The sequence below is a fragment of the Pseudomonas sp. 910_23 genome (assembly GCF_052850795.1).
This window is the reverse complement of the sequence record NZ_VXCZ01000010.1, coordinates 205,257-223,303: the sequence shown is the minus strand read 5'-3', so window position 1 is coordinate 223,303 and position 18,047 is coordinate 205,257. Positions and strand designations below refer to the sequence as shown.

Annotated in this window: 17 protein-coding genes; 3 read left to right on the top strand and 14 right to left on the bottom strand. The window is 60.3% G+C overall.

What is annotated here, in order from left to right; translation table 11 throughout:
- Nucleotides 1-258 precede the first annotated feature (258 nt).
- Nucleotides 259-1,599: a hemolysin family protein gene (locus FW800_RS14910; protein ID WP_005792528.1), complete on the top strand. Its 1,341-nt coding sequence runs from the start codon at nt 259-261 to the stop codon at nt 1,597-1,599.
- Nucleotides 1,600-1,661: 62 nt separating this feature from the next.
- Here the strand turns inward: FW800_RS14910 and FW800_RS14905 are convergent, their stop codons facing one another.
- The 9 genes from FW800_RS14905 to FW800_RS14865 all read right to left on the bottom strand — a co-directional run bounded on the left by FW800_RS14905 (nt 1,662) and on the right by FW800_RS14865 (nt 12,050).
- Nucleotides 1,662-1,961: a helix-turn-helix domain-containing protein gene (locus FW800_RS14905; protein WP_005792529.1), complete on the bottom strand. Its 300-nt coding sequence runs from the start codon at nt 1,959-1,961 to the stop codon at nt 1,662-1,664.
- A gap of 4 nt (nt 1,962-1,965) precedes the next feature.
- Nucleotides 1,966-2,289, bottom strand: coding sequence for a type II toxin-antitoxin system RelE/ParE family toxin (locus FW800_RS14900; RefSeq protein ID WP_005792530.1), 324 nt, complete (start codon nt 2,287-2,289; stop codon nt 1,966-1,968).
- 186 nt (nt 2,290-2,475) lie between these two features.
- Nucleotides 2,476-3,375 (bottom strand): response regulator, encoded by a 900-nt coding sequence (locus tag FW800_RS14895; RefSeq protein WP_032878681.1) that lies wholly within the window; start codon nt 3,373-3,375, stop codon nt 2,476-2,478.
- A gap of 167 nt (nt 3,376-3,542) precedes the next feature.
- Nucleotides 3,543-4,304, bottom strand: coding sequence for a phosphate signaling complex protein PhoU (phoU, locus tag FW800_RS14890; protein WP_017528598.1), 762 nt, complete (start codon nt 4,302-4,304; stop codon nt 3,543-3,545).
- Nucleotides 4,305-4,374: 70 nt separating this feature from the next.
- Entirely contained in the window at nt 4,375-5,208 is an 834-nt protein-coding gene (pstB, locus tag FW800_RS14885; RefSeq protein ID WP_005792533.1) for a phosphate ABC transporter ATP-binding protein PstB, read from the bottom strand.
- 164 nt (nt 5,209-5,372) lie between these two features.
- Entirely contained in the window at nt 5,373-7,043 is a 1,671-nt protein-coding gene (gene pstA / locus FW800_RS14880; protein WP_032878679.1) for a phosphate ABC transporter permease PstA, read from the bottom strand.
- Nucleotides 7,044-7,058: 15 nt separating this feature from the next.
- The gene (locus FW800_RS14875; protein ID WP_446437887.1) at nt 7,059-9,092 is read right to left on the bottom strand and encodes an ABC transporter permease subunit; all 2,034 of its coding nucleotides are present in this window, start codon (nt 9,090-9,092) and stop codon (nt 7,059-7,061) included.
- A 484-nt stretch (nt 9,093-9,576) separates the two neighbouring features.
- Nucleotides 9,577-10,563: a phosphate ABC transporter substrate-binding protein PstS gene (locus FW800_RS14870; RefSeq protein WP_005792536.1), complete on the bottom strand. Its 987-nt coding sequence runs from the start codon at nt 10,561-10,563 to the stop codon at nt 9,577-9,579.
- A 197-nt stretch (nt 10,564-10,760) separates the two neighbouring features.
- Nucleotides 10,761-12,050 carry an MFS transporter gene (locus FW800_RS14865; RefSeq protein ID WP_005792537.1) on the bottom strand — a complete coding sequence of 430 codons (1,290 nt, stop codon included), beginning with the start codon at nt 12,048-12,050 and terminating at the stop codon, nt 10,761-10,763.
- A 405-nt stretch (nt 12,051-12,455) separates the two neighbouring features.
- On the opposite strand from FW800_RS14865, the gene FW800_RS14860 reads away from it, so the two are divergent.
- The gene (locus FW800_RS14860; RefSeq protein WP_003176975.1) at nt 12,456-12,860 is read left to right on the top strand and encodes an acyl-CoA thioesterase; all 405 of its coding nucleotides are present in this window, start codon (nt 12,456-12,458) and stop codon (nt 12,858-12,860) included.
- Between the two features lie 59 nt (nt 12,861-12,919).
- Nucleotides 12,920-13,819 (top strand): D-hexose-6-phosphate mutarotase, encoded by a 900-nt coding sequence (locus FW800_RS14855; RefSeq protein WP_446437885.1) that lies wholly within the window; start codon nt 12,920-12,922, stop codon nt 13,817-13,819.
- 117 nt (nt 13,820-13,936) lie between these two features.
- Here FW800_RS14855 and FW800_RS14850 read toward each other — a convergent pair whose 3' ends face one another.
- The 5 genes from FW800_RS14850 to FW800_RS14830 all read right to left on the bottom strand — a co-directional run bounded on the left by FW800_RS14850 (nt 13,937) and on the right by FW800_RS14830 (nt 17,872).
- Nucleotides 13,937-14,473 (bottom strand): DUF3299 domain-containing protein, encoded by a 537-nt coding sequence (locus tag FW800_RS14850; RefSeq protein ID WP_032878676.1) that lies wholly within the window; start codon nt 14,471-14,473, stop codon nt 13,937-13,939.
- 77 nt (nt 14,474-14,550) lie between these two features.
- Complete coding sequence (locus FW800_RS14845) at nt 14,551-14,796, bottom strand: GlsB/YeaQ/YmgE family stress response membrane protein (RefSeq protein WP_005792540.1); 246 nt, start codon at nt 14,794-14,796, stop codon at nt 14,551-14,553.
- 109 nt (nt 14,797-14,905) lie between these two features.
- Complete coding sequence (locus tag FW800_RS14840; protein ID WP_446437884.1) at nt 14,906-15,988, bottom strand: 5-(carboxyamino)imidazole ribonucleotide synthase; 1,083 nt, start codon at nt 15,986-15,988, stop codon at nt 14,906-14,908.
- Between the two features lie 11 nt (nt 15,989-15,999).
- Nucleotides 16,000-16,491 carry a 5-(carboxyamino)imidazole ribonucleotide mutase gene (purE, locus tag FW800_RS14835; protein WP_003195648.1) on the bottom strand — a complete coding sequence of 164 codons (492 nt, stop codon included), beginning with the start codon at nt 16,489-16,491 and terminating at the stop codon, nt 16,000-16,002.
- A 472-nt stretch (nt 16,492-16,963) separates the two neighbouring features.
- Nucleotides 16,964-17,872 carry a LysR substrate-binding domain-containing protein gene (locus FW800_RS14830; protein WP_032881175.1) on the bottom strand — a complete coding sequence of 303 codons (909 nt, stop codon included), beginning with the start codon at nt 17,870-17,872 and terminating at the stop codon, nt 16,964-16,966.
- Nucleotides 17,873-18,047: the final 175 nt, after the last annotated feature.

The following is an 18,047-nucleotide window of genomic DNA, read 5'->3' as shown; positions in this document are numbered from 1 at the left end:
GGGCTTGGGCGAGGTGTGACCCGCGTCCAAGCCTCAAATGTGTAAACGATGTCCCCGGTTTCAGATGTAAACGATGTCTACGGTTCTACACCCCTCCCTCATTGGATTTGTATGCTTTTGGAGAACAGGTTCCTTGCCCCGCCCGGCAGCGGGCACTAGGCAAGCGCCCCGTCAGCCGCTACATTGGCCGACTTGCGCCTGCCTTTCAGGCTCACCTGTCATCCCTTATTGAACACACGGAACCTGCAAAACCCCATCATGGACCCTTCCCCTGGCATTACCCTCGCTACACTCTTCGCCGATTTCGGCATGATTCTTTTTGCACTGATCCTGGTACTGCTCAACGGTTTCTTCGTTGCGGCGGAATTTGCCATGGTCAAACTGCGCGCCACGCGGGTCGAGGCCATCGCCCACAAGAACGGCTGGCGCGGGCAGATCCTGCGCACCGTACACAGCCAGCTCGACGCCTACCTGTCGGCCTGTCAGCTGGGTATCACCCTGGCGTCCCTGGGCCTGGGCTGGGTCGGTGAACCGGCCTTTGCGCACATCCTCGAGCCAATGCTGGGCGCGATCGGCGTGCAGTCGCCGGAAGTGATCAAGGGCGTGTCGTTCTTTGCCGCCTTCTTCGTGATTTCCTACCTGCACATCGTGGTCGGTGAGCTGGCGCCCAAGTCCTGGGCGATTCGCAAGCCCGAGCTGCTGTCGCTATGGACGGCAGTGCCGCTGTACCTGTTCTACTGGGCGATGTACCCGGCCATCTACCTGCTCAACGCCAGCGCCAACGCCATCCTGCGCATCGCCGGCCAAGGCGAGCCTGGCCCGCACCATGAGCACCATTACAGCCGAGAAGAGCTCAAACTGATCCTGCACTCCAGCCGTGGCCAGGACCCGAGCGACCAAGGTATGCGCGTACTGGCCTCTGCGGTGGAAATGGGCGAACTGGAAGTGGTGGACTGGGCCAACTCCCGGGAAGACCTGGTGACCCTGGATTTCAACGCCCCGCTCAAGGAAATCCTTGCACTGTTCCGTCGCCACAAATTCAGCCGGTACCCGGTGTATGACGCGGTGCGCAATGAGTTCGTGGGCCTGTTGCACATCAAGGATCTGCTGCTGGAACTGGCCGCCCTGGACCATATTCCCGAATCCTTCAACCTGGCCGAACTGACCCGCCCGCTGGAACGCGTCTCGCGGCACATGCCGTTGTCGCAACTGCTGGAGCAGTTCCGCAAAGGCGGCGCGCACTTCGCCTTGGTGGAGGAAGCCGATGGCAAGATCATCGGCTACCTGACCATGGAAGACGTGCTGGAAGTACTGGTGGGCGATATCCAGGATGAACACCGCAAGGCCGAACGCGGCATCCTCGCCTACCAGCCCGGCAAACTGCTGGTACGTGGCGACACGCCGCTGTTCAAAGTCGAACGCCTGCTGGGCGTCGACCTGGACCACATCGAAGCCGAAACCCTGGCCGGCCTGATCTACGACACCCTCAAGCGCGTGCCGGAAGAAGAGGAAGTGCTGGAAGTGGAAGGCTTGCGGATCATCATCAAGAAGATGAAAGGGCCCAAGATAGTACTGGCCAAGGTCTTGCTGCTGGACTGACCTTCGATTGCCCAATGCAAAATTGGGCAATATCCCAAGCGTCGTGACGACCTAAACGATCGTCACGCAGGCAGCGCGTTGAAACAGATATCCACATTCATCTGCGCCGCGGCCGACAGATTGACTAACGCATCAAGAGAACACTTGTCGATCTTGCCGTTTAGTACGTCGTTCAGGCGAGGCTGGCTGATACCCAGCCTTAGCGCCGCATCCTTCTGGGACAGCTCCCAGCTACGAATGGTGTTGCACAACTCCAACAGCAGCTTTGAGCGTAGGCGCATATTGGCGGCTTGCGCTGGCGTGTCCTCCAGAGCATCCCACACAGAGTTGAAACGTTCGGTATGTAACTTTTGATTTGTCATGGGCTTAACCTAATTCCTGCAATCTGGCACGCGCCAATTCGATATCCCGCCCTTCGGTTTTCCGTGTGGTCTTGCGCAACGCGTGCAGCACATAGACAGCTTCCGGCCGATTGACCACGTAGAACACTCGAAACGCTCCCGACTCTTCAGTGATCCGAATCTCATTGACGCCCCTTCCGATCGTTTTCATCGGCTTGCAATCGAAGGGCTGCTCACCCTGTTGCAACAGATCCAACTGAAAACCGGCTGCCCTTCGGGCGTCGAGAGGAAAATCCTTGAGATCCTTGAGCGAGCTTCCTAGAAACACCACATCCTTGTGCCTTGGCATTGACTTCTCCTTTCCTGGAAAGAAAAAGCGTAATCGACGACTCAACCAAAGGCGTGGCAGCTTTGTTTCAAGGCATAGCAAAGGCTCGACAACACTGAAGCGTTATCGAGAGCCTATATCGGTACAGATATAAATCAAGCCATCTAGCAGGAATCAGACAACCGGTCGATTGCTTGATTCAGGCCATCAGGCACCCGGCACAAAATGCTTCTGCGCCGTGCCGCGGGCAATCAGGCGTGAGATGTAGTCCAGCTTCTGCGCGTCCTGGTCGATAAAACGGAAGGTCAGTTGCAACCAGTCGCTGTCGGGCTTGGGCTCGTAGGCGACGATGGCATGCAGGTAGCCGTTGAGGCGTGCGACTTCGGCGTTGTCGCCCTGCTCAAGGTCGAGCACGGCGCTTTCCAGTACCTGAGGCAGGACGTCGCCGCGCTTTACCACCAGCAACGCTTCCTTGATGCTCAGGGCCTTGATCACGCATTGCTGGGTGCCGCTTGCGAGGCGCAACTGGCCCTGACCGCGACTGCCAGCCGGCGCCGCTGCGGCGGGGGCCTTCACGGGTGGGGTGTTGAGCAGACCTTTACTGGGTGCCGCCACCGGAGCCGGCTTGACCGCTTCGGGTCTGCCGCCGGTCAGGGCGCTCAGGGAGTCGTTGCCGAAGGCCGAGTTCATCTTGGTCGGCGCGCTGGCGATCAGTGCGTCGAGGCGGCCGATCTTGTGCAGGGCCTGCTTGACCTTGTTGAGCAGTTGCTCGTTGGTGAACGGTTTGCTGACATAGCCGGAAACGCCGGCCTGGATCGCCTGAACCACGTTTTCCTTATCGCCACGGCTGGTCACCATCACGAACGGCATGGCCTTCAGATGCGCTTGCTCGCGGCACCAGGTCAAGAGCTCAAGACCGGACATCTCAGGCATTTCCCAGTCACACAGCACCAGGTCGAAGGTTTCGCGCATCAGGATGGATTGCGCCTTTTTGCCGTTCACCGCATCTTCGATCTTGATTCCGGGGAAGTAATTGCGCAGGCACTTCTTCACCAGATCGCGAATAAACGAGGCGTCATCCACCACCAATACACTGACTTTGCTCATCGACCCTTCATCCTATAAAAACCTCGGCTGGCAGTACGCCTGACTGATGGCATTTTGCCAAAACCTTGCAGTCACGTTCGGACTTTATTCGCCGCCCGCGCAAAAAATTCAGCTGCCACAAACGAAAACGCCCGGCCAATGGCCGGGCGTTAATTTCACGGGCAACCTTACTTATCGTCAGGTTCGCCTGGAACATTAGGCGTTTGATCGGCGGAGCCTTCAACTTCGGCCTTCATGCGCTTGAGGCCCATGTGCCGAACGTCGGTACCGCGCACCAGGTAGATCACCAGTTCCGAGATATTACGCGCATGATCGCCGATCCGCTCCAGCGAGCGCAGCACCCAGATAATGCTCAAGACCCGCGAGATAGAGCGTGGATCTTCCATCATGTAGGTGGCCAGCTCACGCAAGGCGGTCTTGTACTCGCGGTCGATGACCTTGTCGTACTGAGCCACCGACAACGCCAGGTCTGCATCGAAACGCGCAAACGCGTCGAGGGCATCGCGCACCATGTTGCGTACCTGGTCACCGATATGGCGCACTTCCACGTAGCCACGGGGCGCTTCACCTTCTTCGCACAACTGGATGGCGCGGCGGGCGATCTTGGTGGCTTCATCGCCGATACGCTCCAGGTCGATCACTGACTTGGAGATGCTGATGATCAAACGCAAATCGGAGGCCGCCGGCTGGCGACGGGCAAGAATGCGCAGGCACTCTTCATCGATATTGCGTTCCATCTGGTTGATCTGGTCATCGATCTCGCGCACCTGCTGGGCCAGGCCCGAGTCGGCCTCGATCAGCGCGGTGACGGCATCGTTGACTTGCTTCTCCACCAGCCCGCCCATCGCCAGGAGGTGGCTGCGCACTTCCTCAAGCTCGGCGTTGAACTGCGCGGAGATGTGATGGGTAAGGCCTTCTTTGCTAATCATGTTGGCGTCCTTGGAGCGTCCGGTAAGGTGCGGAGAACCGCAGCGTCAGTGCAATCAGAACCACAGCTTCCTAGCCGTAGCGACCGGTGATGTAGTCTTCGGTCTGCTTCTTCGCCGGATTGGTGAACAGGGTATCGGTATCGCCGAACTCCACCAGCTTGCCCATGTACATGAACGCGGTGTAGTCCGAAACCCGCGCCGCCTGTTGCATGTTGTGGGTCACGATAACGATGGTGAACTTGGACTTGAGCTCGTAGATCAGCTCTTCGACTTTCAAGGTCGAGATCGGGTCGAGCGCCGAGCACGGTTCGTCGAGCAGCAGCACTTCCGGCTCTACGGCGATGGTACGGGCGATCACCAGACGCTGCTGCTGGCCGCCGGACAAGCCAAGTGCCGACTCGTGCAGACGGTCCTTGACCTCGTCCCACAACGCGGCGCCCTTGAGAGCCCATTCAACCGCTTCGTCGAGGACGCGCTTCTTGTTGATGCCCTGGATGCGCAGGCCATAGACCACGTTTTCATAAATGGTCTTGGGGAACGGGTTGGGCTTCTGGAACACCATCCCCACCCGGCGTCGCAACTCGGCCACGTCTTCACCCTTGCGGTAAATATTGGTGCCGTAGAGATTGATCGCACCTTCCACACGGCAACCGTCCACCAGGTCATTCATACGGTTGAACGTGCGCAGTAATGTCGACTTGCCGCAGCCGGACGGGCCGATAAAGGCGGTCACGCGCTGCTTGGGGATGTTCATGCTGACGTCGAACAGCGCTTGTTTTTCGCCGTAGTACAGGCTCAGGCCCGGGACTTCGATGGCCACGGTTTCCTGGGCCAGGCTCAGGCTCTGTTTGTCGCGACCCAGGGCAGACATGTTGATGCCGTGAGGTTGGTTTTCGTGTTGCATGGGATGCTCCCTGTGCTACCAATTCGTTTCGTTGAACCGCCGGGGCGGCTTACTCAAATTCTGTGTCTGTGGGAGCTGGCTTGCCTGCGATGGCATCACTGCGGTCTTACTGATACACCGCGTCGTCTGCATCGCAGGCAAGCCAGCTCCCACAGGGGGCCGTGTTAGCTGTCCAGCGCCTTGTATTTTTCGCGCAGGTGGTTACGGATCCACACCGCCGACAGGTTGAGCGTGGCGATCACCAGCACCAGCAGCAACGCGGTGGCGTACACCAGCGGCCGTGCGGCTTCGACGTTAGGGCTCTGGAAGCCGACGTCATAGATATGGAAGCCCAGGTGCATGATTTTCTGGTCCAGGTGCAGGTACGGATAGTTGCCGTCCAGCGGCAGCGACGGAGCCAGCTTCACTACGCCCACCAGCATCAGCGGCGCCACTTCGCCGGCGGCGCGGGCCACGGCGAGGATCATGCCGGTCATCATGGCCGGGCTGGCCATCGGCAGCACGATCTTCCACAGCGTTTCCGCCTTGGTCGCGCCCAACGCCAGGGAGCCTTCGCGCACGGTGCGAGGAATGCGCGCCAGGCCTTCTTCGGTGGCCACGATCACCACCGGCACCGCCAGCAGCGCCAGGGTCAGCGAGGCCCATAGCAGGCCCGGGGTACCGAAGGTCGGTGCCGGCAGGGCTTCGGCGAAGAACAGACGGTCAACCGAGCCACCCAATACATAGACGAAGAAGCCCAGGCCGAATACGCCGTAGACAATGGCCGGTACGCCCGCCAGGTTGTTCACGGCAATACGGATGATCCGCGTCAGAGTGTTCTGCTTGGCGTACTCACGCAGGTACACGGCCGCCAGCACGCCAAACGGGGTCACGATCATCGCCATGATCAGGGTCATCATCACGGTGCCGAAGATGGCCGGGAAAATCCCGCCTTCGGTGTTGGCTTCCCGTGGGTCATCGCTGAGAAACTCCCAGACCTTGCTGAAGTAGAAGCCGATCTTGGTCAGGGTGCCCATGGCGTTAGGCTGGTAGGCGTGCACCACCTTGCCGATGCCGATCTCCACTTCCTTGCCGTTGCCGTCGCGGGCAGTCAGGGCGTCGCGGTTGAACTGAGCGTGCAGGTCAGCCAGGCGCGCCTCGATGTCCTGGTAGCGGGCATTCAGTTCGGCGCGGTCGGCATCCATATCGGCCTGGGCGGCGGCGTCGAGCTTGCCTTCCAGTTCCAGTTTGCGCCCGTGCAGGCGGATGCGCTCCAGGCCGGCGTTGATCGCACCGATATCAGTTTTTTCCAGGGTCTTGAGCTGGGCGGCGAGCTTGTTGACACGGTCCACGCGAGCTTGCAGCTCTGGCCATGCGGCCTCGCCTTCAGCGATGACCTTGCCGTCCTGCTTGACGTTGACCAGGGTGCCGTAGAAGTTGCCCCACTCACGACGCTCAATGGCCATCAGGTTGGCCGGCTTGGTCTGGTCCTTCAACCATTCGCCGACGATCCAGGTGAAGTCGTTGCCGTTCAAGTCGCGGTTGCCGACCTTGATCAGCTCGCGGGTCATGAATTCCGGGCCCTGGTCCGGCACCGGCAGGCCCGCGCTCTTGAGGCGCTCACGCGGCACTTCTTCTTTCTGTACCACTTCGCCGATGACGATATGGTTGGCCTGGCCCGGCACGTTGTAGTTGGCCTGGATCAGGTCGGCCGGCCAGAAGTGGCCCAGGCCACGCACGGCAATCACAGCCAGCAAACCAATGGTCATGATGACCGCGATGGACACCGCGCCACCGCTGATCCAGACGCCTGGGGCGCCGCTCTTGAACCATCCATTCAGGGAGTTCTGTTTCACAGACTTCTACCTTTCTTAAAGCGACGAGTATTTCTTGCGCAGACGCTGACGAATCAGCTCGGCGAGGGTGTTCATGATGAACGTGAACAGCAGCAGTACCAGTGCCGAGAGGAACAGCACGCGGTAGTGACTGCCACCGACTTCCGACTCGGGCATTTCCACCGCGACGTTGGCCGCCAGGGTGCGCAAGCCCTCGAACAGGTTCATCTCCATCACCGGGGTGTTACCGGTGGCCATCAGCACAATCATGGTTTCACCCACTGCACGGCCCATGCCGATCATCAGTGCAGAGAAGATGCCCGGGCTGGCGGTCAGGATCACCACGCGGGTCATGGTCTGCCACGGCGTGGCGCCCAGGGCCAGGGAGCCCAGGGTCAGGCCGCGGGGTACGCTGAACACGGCGTCTTCGGCGATCGAGTAGATGTTCGGGATCACCGCAAAACCCATGGCCAGGCCGACCACCAGGGCGTTGCGCTGGTCGTAGGTGATCCCCAGGTCATGGGAGATCCACATGCGCATGTCGCCGCCAAAGAACCAGGTTTCCAGGTATGGACTCATGTACAGCGAGAGCCAGCCCACCAGCAGGATTACCGGGATCAGGATCGCGCTTTCCCAGCCGTCCGGCACCCGCAGGCGAATCGACTCGGGCAAGCGACTGAAGACAAAACCGGCGACCAGGATGCCGATAGGCAATAGCATCAGCAGGCTGAAAATGCCCGGCAAGTGCCCTTCCACGTACGGCGCCAGGAACAGGCCGGCGAAGAAGCCAAGGATCACGGTCGGCATGGCTTCCATCAGTTCGATCACCGGTTTGACCTTGCGGCGCAGGCTCGGGGCCATGAAGTAAGCGGTGTAGATCGCGGCGGCAACCGCCAGTGGCGCGGCCAGCAGCATGGCGTAGAACGCAGCCTTCAACGTGCCGAAGGTCAGCGGGGCCAGGCTCATCTTGGGTTCGAAGTCGGTGTTGGCGGCGGTGGACTGCCAGACGTATTTAGGCTCGTCGTAGTTCTCGTACCAGACCTTGCTCCACAACGCGCTCCACGAGACTTCCGGGTGCGGGTTGTCGAGCAACAGCGGTTGCAGCTTGCCGCCGGCCTCGACGATTACGCGGTTGGCCCGTGGCGACATACCGAACAGGCCCTGGCCGTCGACCACCGGGTCGACCAGCAGGGTGCGGTGAGCGGTGCTGTGGAAAACGCCGAACTGGCCGGAGGCATCGAGCGCGGTGAAGCCTTTGCGGCGTTCTTCAGCACTGATTTCGACAATGGGCGCAGTGCCCATCTGGAAGGTGCGGATCTGTTTCAGGCGTTGCTCGCCATCCGGGTCGCGGGCCATGAACCACTGGGCCAGGCCACCCTTGGAGTTGCCGACGATCAACGAGATACCGCCCACCAGCTGAGTGCTGGCGGTGACTTCGGCTGCGCCGTCTTCCAGGAGTTTGTAGCGACCGTTGAGGCTGTTGTCGCGCAGGCTGAACACATCGGCCAGGGCGCGACCGTTGATCACGTAAAGCCATTGCTGGCGTGGGTCGACAAAGATGGCTTTCACCGGTTCGGTCATCTGCGGCAGCTCGATGCGCTTCTGCTCGCTGGTGACTTCACCGGTCATCATGTTTTCCTCGCGGCTCAACGACAGCACGTTCAGGTACGAACCCGCCGCACCGGCCACCACCAAGGTGGAGTCAGTGGCGTTGAGGGCGACATGCTCCAGTGGGCGACCGGCCTCATCCAACACGATCGGCGTTTCGCCGTAAGGGTATTCAATCGCTGGGGTGATGGTCTTCTTGCCGTCCGGGTACGACACTTTATAGGTGTGGCGGAACACCAGGGACTGGCCATTGGACAAACCAAGGATAACCAGCGGGCTGCCCGGCTGGTCTTCACCAATAGAAACAACGCTGGCACCGGCCGGAAGCGGCAAGTCGACACGCTTGAGCTCAGCGCCGGAGTCCACTTCAAAGAACAGCGCCTGGCCCTTGTCGGAAACCCGCATGGCGACCTGGTTCTGTTCTTCAAGGGAGATCATCAACGGCTTGCCGGCGTCCTGCATCCAGGCGGGTGTCAGCGCGTCTTCCTTGGTCAACGAGGCGCCCTGGAACAGAGGTGCAACGACGTAGGCGAGGAAGAAGAAGATCAGGGTGATGGCGCCAAGGACGGCGAGGCCACCGACCAGCACATACCAGCGGGTCAGGCGATCCTTGAGCGCGCGAATGCGGCGCTTGCGTTGCAGCTCAGGCGTATTGAAATCAATGCGCTTGGGGGGAGAAGTTGTCGTCATGGTGGAATTGGCCAGATCATTCATGCGCACACCCTAGCGATCCTGTATGACAGAAAGATGACAGTGCAGTGACGCAACAAATCCGCCGCGAAGCAGGGCTGGCAGCGGATTAAAAATTAGGGATGCAGACTGCTTATGTGGGAGCGGGCTTGCCCGCGATGGCATCAACACGATTTCAACGCTAAACCGCGTCGCCAGCATCGCGGGCAAGCCCGCTCCCACAGAAAAGCATGCGTCTACATCAGGTATCGCAGGCTTAGTTGCCTTCTTTCAGACCCAGCTCAGCCAAGGCCTTGGCGGCCACTTTGGCAGGCAGTGGGATGTAGCCGTCCTTGACGACAACTTCCTGGCCCTGCTTGGACAGCACCAGTTTCACGAACTCGGCTTCCAGCGGGGCCAGAGGCTTGTTCGGGGCTTTGTTGACATAAACGTAGAGGAAGCGCGACAGCGGGTATTTGCCGTTCAGGGCGTTTTCTTCGCTGTCTTCGATGAAGTCAGTGCTGCCTTTCTTGGCCAGGGCCACGGTCTTCACGCTGGCGGTCTTGTAGCCGATGCCCGAGTAACCGATGCCGTTCAGCGAGGAGCTGATCGACTGCACGACCGAAGCCGAGCCAGGTTGTTCGTTCACGTTAGGCTTGTAGTCGCCTTTGCACAGGGCTTCTTCCTTGAAGTAGCCGTAGGTGCCGGATACCGAATTGCGACCGAACAATTGCACTGGCTTGTTGGCCAGGTCGCCGGTCACACCCAGGTCGCCCCAGGTTTTAACGTCAGCTTTGGCGCCGCACAGGCGAGTCGAGGAGAAGATCGCGTCGACTTGCTCCATGGTCAGGTGCTGGATCGGGTTGTCCTTGTGCACGAACACCGCCAAGGCGTCCACGGCAACCGGGATAGCGGTTGGCTTGTAGCCGTACTTCTGCTCGAAGGCCGCCAGTTCGGTGTCCTTCATCTTGCGACTCATCGGGCCCAGGTTGGAGGTGCCTTCAGTCAGCGCAGGTGGCGCGGTGGCGGAGCCGGCAGCTTGAATCTGGATGTTGACGTTCGGGTATTCCTTCTTGTAACCCTCGGCCCACAGGGTCATCAGGTTGGCCAGGGTATCGGAACCGACGCTGGACAGGTTGCCCGACACACCAGTGGTCTTGACGTAAGCCGGAATTGCCGGATCAACACCAGCGGCCACCGCGTTGGCGGTCGCAACGCCAGCAGCGACAAAAGTCATTGCCGCCATCAAACGTTTCAGTTTCATGCCTTGCTCCTAGCAGATAGGGATAATTGGATCGGGGCCAAGTATCGAGAGGCCGTGTGAACACTCTATGTCTGCAATGTGACAATTAGATGAAAGGCCACTATCGGGAAGCAAAGGTATGCGAAGTAAAAAACGGAACAGGCACTCTCATTGTGGCAAGGGAGCTTGCTCCCTCACCACAGTGGATCTAGCTGGCGTTAGCGACCGCGTTTCCACAGATACCCACCCACCAACATCCCCATCACACACAGGACGGCCACATAGTAAGCCGGGCCCATCGGGCTCTCCTTCATCAGCAGCGACACCGCCAATGGCGTCAACCCGCCGAACACGGCATAAGCAACGTTGTAGGAGAACGACAGGCCGCTGAAACGCACCACCGGCGGGAAGGCCTTGACCATCACGTAGGGCACCACGCCGATGGTGCCCACGAACAAACCGGTCAATGCGTACAACGGAAACAGCCAGTCCGGGTGGGCCATCAGGCTGTGATACAGCGTCCAGGAAGTCGCCAGCAACAGTGCGCAACCGGTGACCAGCACGCGACCGGCGCCAAAACGGTCGGCCAGCGCACCCGAGGCGATGCAGCCCAGGCTCAGGGTGACGATGGCCAGGCTGTTGGCTTGCAGTGCCACCGTGGGACTGAAGTGGTAGACGGTTTGCAGCACGGTCGGCGTCATCAGGATAACCACCACGACGCCGGCCGACAGCAGCCAGGTGAGCAACATCGACAACACAATGGCGCCACGGTGGTCACGCAGCACTGCACGCAACGGCAGCTCGGCAGCAAGGGTCTTGCGTTGCTGCATCTCAGCGAAGATCGGCGTTTCATGCAGCCAGCGGCGCAGATACACCGACAACAGACCGAATACACCGCCAAGCAGGAATGGGATCCGCCAGGCGTAATCGGAGACCTGCTCCGGGGTATAGGCCGTATTGATCGCAGTAGCTACCAGCGAGCCGAGCAGAATACCGGCGGTGAGGCCGCTGGTCAGGGTGCCGCAGGCGTAGCCGATGTGGCGCGGCGGAACGTGCTCGGAGACGAACACCCAGGCGCCCGGCACCTCGCCGCCAATCGCCGCACCCTGGATGACGCGCATCAGCAGCAGCAAGAGCGGCGCCCACAGGCCGATCTGCGCGTAGGTGGGCAGCAGGCCCATGATCAGGGTGGGTACGGCCATCATGAAGATGCTCAGGGTGAACATCTTCTTGCGCCCCAGCAGGTCGCCGAAGTGCGCCATGATGATGCCGCCCAGGGGGCGGGCCAGGTAGCCGGCGGCGAAGATGCCGAAGGTCTGCATCATGCGCAGCCATTCGGGCATGTCGACGGGGAAGAACAGTTTCCCGACCACGGTGGCGAAAAACACAAAGATGATGAAGTCGTAGAACTCCAGCGCCCCGCCCAAGGCAGACAGCGACAGGGTTTTGTAGTCGTTGCGGGTCAGCGGGCGCGAGGGCTGCGCACTGCTTGCGGGCACGGAGGACATGGCAAGGCTTCTCTTATAGTAATCATCGTAAAGGACTGCACGCCCGTGACTTGCGGCGGGTTTGGCAAGATAGCAAATCGCCTGAAAAAGCACAGCGCCAGGAACACAGTTGCGCGCAAAAGCCCCGATACAGCGTCTATTTACCGACCAAATGAGCGTCCGGAGGTCGTCGTGGCGCCAGGGTCTCGATATACTCGCCAGTGCAAGCGCCAGACCCGCTGTCTTGAGGGGCTGCTGTGCCAAAACGTTGTTGGGTACCATCCAGCCGATTTGGCAGAGTTTCCCTTTAGTTCGCCTTACGAGAAACGCATCGAGCGGTGTATGTTGGTGCTGAAACGTTTTTCCAGAAGACGGCTATCCACTTCAAATACCCATGAAGCGTCACGGGTCAGAGGCACCCTCGGCATGATCGAACTCGAACAAGAAGATCCTATCCCGCAAGGCGATCTCGCCCTGCAAATCACTGCACTGCCGCGTGAAACCAATGGTTTTGGCGATATCTTCGGCGGCTGGCTGGTCGCGCAGATGGACCTGGCAGGCACGGCAATGGCCAGCAAGGTCGCCGGCGGGCGCGTAGCCACCGTCGCCATTGATCGCATGGCCTTCCTGGTACCGGTAGCCGTGGGTGCACAGCTTTCCTTCTATACCCAGGCTCTGGAAATTGGCCGCAGCTCGATCCAGATGATGGTCGAAGTGTGGAGCGATGACCCGCTTTCGAGCGAATGGCGCAAGGTCACCGAAGCGGTATTTGTGTTCGTCGCCATCGACGGCAGCGGTCGCACCCGTTCGGTACCGTCACGGGCGCGTTAAACCTCGCCGGGTTTTAACGGTCAATTGCCCCATTGCCTGCCACTTGAGAGAGCTTTGTTATGCCTACGCCTCACGTTGAGACGATGAAAATCGACGAGCTGGACTGCTGGCGCATCCGCCACAACGGCGCCGAGCTGATGGTGGCCCAACAGGGTGCGCATATCTTCAGTTACCAGCGCGAGGGCGAACAGCCGCTGATCTGGCCGAACCCTGCGGCGGTGTTCAAGCAGGGCAAAGGTATTCGTACCGGCGTACCGGTGTGCTGGCCGTGGTTTGGTGTGTTCGACCGCAACCCGCAAAGTGTAAAAGCCATGCGCCAGAGCGAGCAGCCTGCCGGAGCCCATGGTTTTGTGCGTACCGCGATTTGGGAGTTGGCCGAAACAGCAATCGAGGGTGAAGCCCTGCGCATCGAGCTGGTGCTGCCGGTTCCCGCGGGCGGCTTTCCCGGCTGGCCCCATGAGGTCGACTTGAAGTTGAGCCTGCTGCTGGACGAGCAACTGCATATCCGCCTCACCAGCCACAACCGTGGCACCGACACCGTGACCTTCAGCCAGGCACTGCACACCTACTTCGCTGTGAGCGACGTGCGCAACGTGCAGGTCGAGGGGGTGGATGGCTTGGCCTATATCGATACTGCTGATGGGTGGACCGAGAAGCAGCAATCCGGCTTGCTGCACTTCACTGGCGAAACTGATCGTATCTACCTGGATACACCGGCGCAGTTGAGCATTGTCGATAAAGACTGGCAGCGCCGCGTCCAACTCATCAGCGAAGGCTCGAAGTCCACCGTGATCTGGAACCCGTGGACCGAACGAGCCAAAGCGCTTGATGACATGGCCGATGACGGCTGGCAGGGCATGTTGTGCATCGAGACGGCGAATGTGTTGGATGATGTGGTGAGTCTGGCCCCCGGTAGAAGCCACACCTTGGGCGTTCGTATCACCAATATCACTTTGTAAACCCAGTCAGAATGTGGGAGCTGGCTTGCCTGCGATAGCATCGCCTCAGTGCAACTGACACACCGAGTCGCCTGCATCGCAGATCAAGCCAGCTCCCACAGGGATTGGTAGCGCCAGTTAGAGATCGGACTCCTTCACCACCCGCACCTTCCCCGCCTCCAGCGCATACGCTGCATCGGCCAAGTCATTGTTGACCTTCTCCACCTTCAACATGCCCGTGACCCACAGCGGCGTGTAGATATCATCCAGCTTCAACCCCTTGGGATACCGCACCAGCACCAGTTGGTTAGGCGGCGGTGGCGGCACATGGATGCAGGCGCCCGGATACGGCACCAGGAAGAACAGCGTGCTGCGGCCTTTGGCATCGGTTTCCAACGGCACCGGATACCCACCAATGCGGATATTCTTGCCGTTCATGGCCGCCACGGTCTTGGTGGAATACATCACCGCGGGCAAGCCTTTGCTCTGCTTCAAGCCACCTTTTTCAGTGAACGTGCCTTGGGCTTCGGGGGAGTTATGGTCGATCTCGGGCATGGCTTCGAGGGCCTTCTGGTCCGAAAGCGGCATCAGGTCGAGCCAGTCGGTTTCCGGCAGTTCGCCAGCGTGCGCCAGGCCAGAGCCCAGCAGGAGGAGAGTCAAGAATAGACGGCGCATGGAGAGGCTCGGCAAATACAAGTGCCGAGCATTCTAGCCCTCTGCGCCTGCGCAGCGCAGAGGACTTTGTCGGCTGATTACTTCTTTTTGATCAGGCCGTAGATCACCAGCAACACGATGGCACCTACCAGCGCGCCGATGAAGCCCGCGCCCTGGCCTGCCTGGTAGATCCCCAGTGCCTGGCCGCCATAGGTCGCGGCCAGGGAGCCGGCGATACCCAGCAGAATGGTCATGATCCAGCCCATGCTGTCGTCACCCGGCTTGAGGAAACGCGCCAGCAGGCCAACGATCAAGCCGATAAAGATGGTTCCAATGATACCCATGGCATTTCCCTCTGATTGAATGTGGGTCATGACAAAGCCTAGTCAGGCTTTATCATCCTGCAATCAGAGAGACGACGGTGACCAATGGTTCCCGCCGACTCCCGGCTTATTACTCGGAGATCAGCGCTTCGACCTTGAGGATCTGCGCCTGCAGCGTTGCGCGATCCTTGCAGCGCAGGTTTGCATGCCCGACTTTGCGTCCGGCCTTGAACGCCTTGCCGTAGTGATGCAGGTGGCAGTCATCGATGGCAATCACCCGCTCAACCGGCGGGACTACGCCGATGAAGTTGAGCATGGCGCTCTCGCCGACCTTGGCCGTGGAGCCCAACGGCAAGCCCGCCACCGCCCGCAGGTGGTTTTCGAACTGGCTGCACTCGGCGCCTTCGGTGGTCCAGTGCCCGGAGTTGTGAACACGCGGGGCGATTTCGTTGGCCTTGAGGCCGCCGTCGACTTCAAAGAACTCGAACGCCATCACGCCGACGTAATCCAGTTGCTTGAGCACGCGGCTGGAATAATCTTCGGCCAGGGCCTGCAGTGGGTGGTCGGTGCTGGCCACGGACAGCTTGAGGATGCCGCTGTCGTGGGTGTTGTGCACCAGCGGGTAAAAGCGCGTCTCACCATCACGGGCACGCACGGCGATCAGCGATACTTCACCGGTGAATGGCACAAAGCCTTCCAGCAGGCAGCCGACGCTGCCCAGCTCAGCGAAGGTGCCAACCACATCGGCGGCGGTACGCAGCACTTTCTGGCCCTTGCCGTCGTAACCCAGGGTGCGGGTTTTCAACACGGCCGGCAGGCCGATGCTGGCGACAGCGGCGTCCAGGTCTGCCTGGGACTGGATGTCGGCGAAGGCCGGGGTCGGGATGCCCAAGTCCTTGAACATACTCTTCTCGAACCAGCGGTCCCGGGCGATGCGCAAGGCTTCAGCGCTCGGGTACACCGGTACGAACTGCGACAGGAAGGCCACGGTTTCGGCCGGGACGCTTTCAAACTCGAACGTCACCAGGTCGACTTCGTCGGCCAGTTGGCGCAGGTGATCCGGGTCGCTGTAGTCAGCGCGCAGGTGTTCACCCAGGGCGGCGGCGCAGGCATCTGGCGCCGGGTCCAGGAAAGCGAAGTTCATCCCCAGCGGAGTGCCCGCCAGGGCCAGCATGCGACCGAGTTGGCCGCCACCGATTACACCGATTTTCATCGTCAACAACCTCAGGCGATGCGTGGGTCTGGATTGTCCAGCACACTGTCTGTCTGCTCAGCACGGAATTTTTTCAGCACCGCGTGGAACTGCGGGTGCTTGGCGCCCAGGATGCTGGCCGACAGCAATGCAGCGTTGATCGCGCCGGCCTTGCCGATCGCCAGGGTCGCTACCGGGATACCGGCCGGCATCTGCACGATGGACAACAGCGAATCCACGCCCGAGAGCATTGACGACTGCACCGGCACGCCAAGCACCGGCAGGTGCGTCTTGGCCGCACACATACCTGGCAAGTGCGCCGCGCCGCCGGCACCGGCGATGATCACCTCGATGCCACGGGATTCTGCTTCATCGGCATACTGGAACAGCAAATCCGGGGTGCGGTGGGCAGAGACCACCTTCACTTCATACGGAATGCCGAGTTTTTCCAGCATATCGGCGGTGTGGCTAAGGGTGGACCAATCGGACTTGGAGCCCATGATCACGCCAACCAATGCACTCATCGTCGTGCCTCTTCTCTCTGGGCGCCCGCAGGCGCGTCAAAAAACAACAAGCCACGCGGGAGACCGGCGTGGCTTGTTGTACGAATTAGTTTCGGGCCAGAACTGCCTGCGCTCAGTCAGGCTGCGTTAAAAACAAACTCGGAATGCTCATTGGCTAAAGCCAACTCCGCTTCCTCGCTTGTTTTTGCCTTGCCTGATCTTCGCTCGGCGAGTTCTGACCTCGAAACGCGGCCGGTTGGACCGGCCGAAGGCCGCGCAGTATACCGTAATAATCCAGATAAACAGCCCCTGGAATGACCATCTGTCTAGCCGCTCAAACCGGCGGTTTTATTGACTCTTGAGTCAGTCCCCTACACCGCAAAACCTTGTGGGAGGGGGCTTGCTCCCGATAGCGGTGTTTCAGTGGCCTAATCAGCGCCTGACACACCGCTATCGGGAGCAAGCCCCCTCCCACATTGGATCTGTGTCAGGCTCAGGTACTTTGCGCCGCGCCTCCTTCCAGTTTGCGCCACAGCAACCGCACATTCGCCTTGCGCACCAACGCACAGCGATACAAGCGAATCTCCAGGGGCACATGCCATTGCGGCCCGCCGCACACCACCAGTTCGCCGCGAGCCAGTTCGGCACGCACGCTCAGTTGAGGCACCCAGGCGATGCCCAAGCCTTCAAGAGCCATGCTCTTGAGGCTGTCAGCCATGGCGGTTTCGTAAATGGTGGTGAACCGCAGGGCCCGCTGGCGCAGCAGCAAATTCACCGAGCGGCCGAGGAACGCCCCGGCACTGTAGGCCAGCAACGGCACACTGCCCTCGCTTTCCAGGTCGAACAGCGGCTTGCCATCGGCATCGGCGGCGCACACCGGGAGCATTTCGGTGTTGCCCAGGTGAAGCGATGGGAATATCTCGGCGTCCATCTGCATGGCGGCATCCGGGTCGTAAAACGCCAGCATCAGGTCGCAACCGCCTTCGCGCAGGGCGTGCACAGCGTCGCCGACGTTAGTGGCAACCAAGCGCGTGGCGATGTTCAGCCCCTCGTTGCGCAGCTGTGCGATCCAACGCGGAAAGAACCCCAGTGCCAGCGAGTGTGCGGCCGCCACCTGCATGACTTCACCCTGCCCGCCTTCCAGATGATGCAAATGCCGCAGTACTTCGCCGAGCTGTTCGACCACGGTGCGCGCCGTCACCAGGAACAACTGCCCCGCCGCTGTCAGCTCCACGGGCGTGCGCGAGCGGTTGACCAGCGTCAGGCCCAACGCGGCTTCAAGGCTGCGAATACGGCGACTGAACGCCGGCTGCGTCACAAAACGCCGCTCCGCAGCCTGGGAAAAGCTGCGCGTCGCCGCCAGGGCGCTGAAGTCTTCCAGCCATTTGCTTTCAAGGTTCATCATTGCCTCCCACGCCGAATGCACCATTTTGGCACACACGCCCGCCATCATGGCTGGGTCACATCCACATTATGCCGTTTGTGCATAGCCCAGTGTTTAACAGCATTGGCCCAAAAACTTCTACAAGCCTAGCATTCGCAGCGTTCCGGCCAGTTCCGGGTCCATATCGAGATGA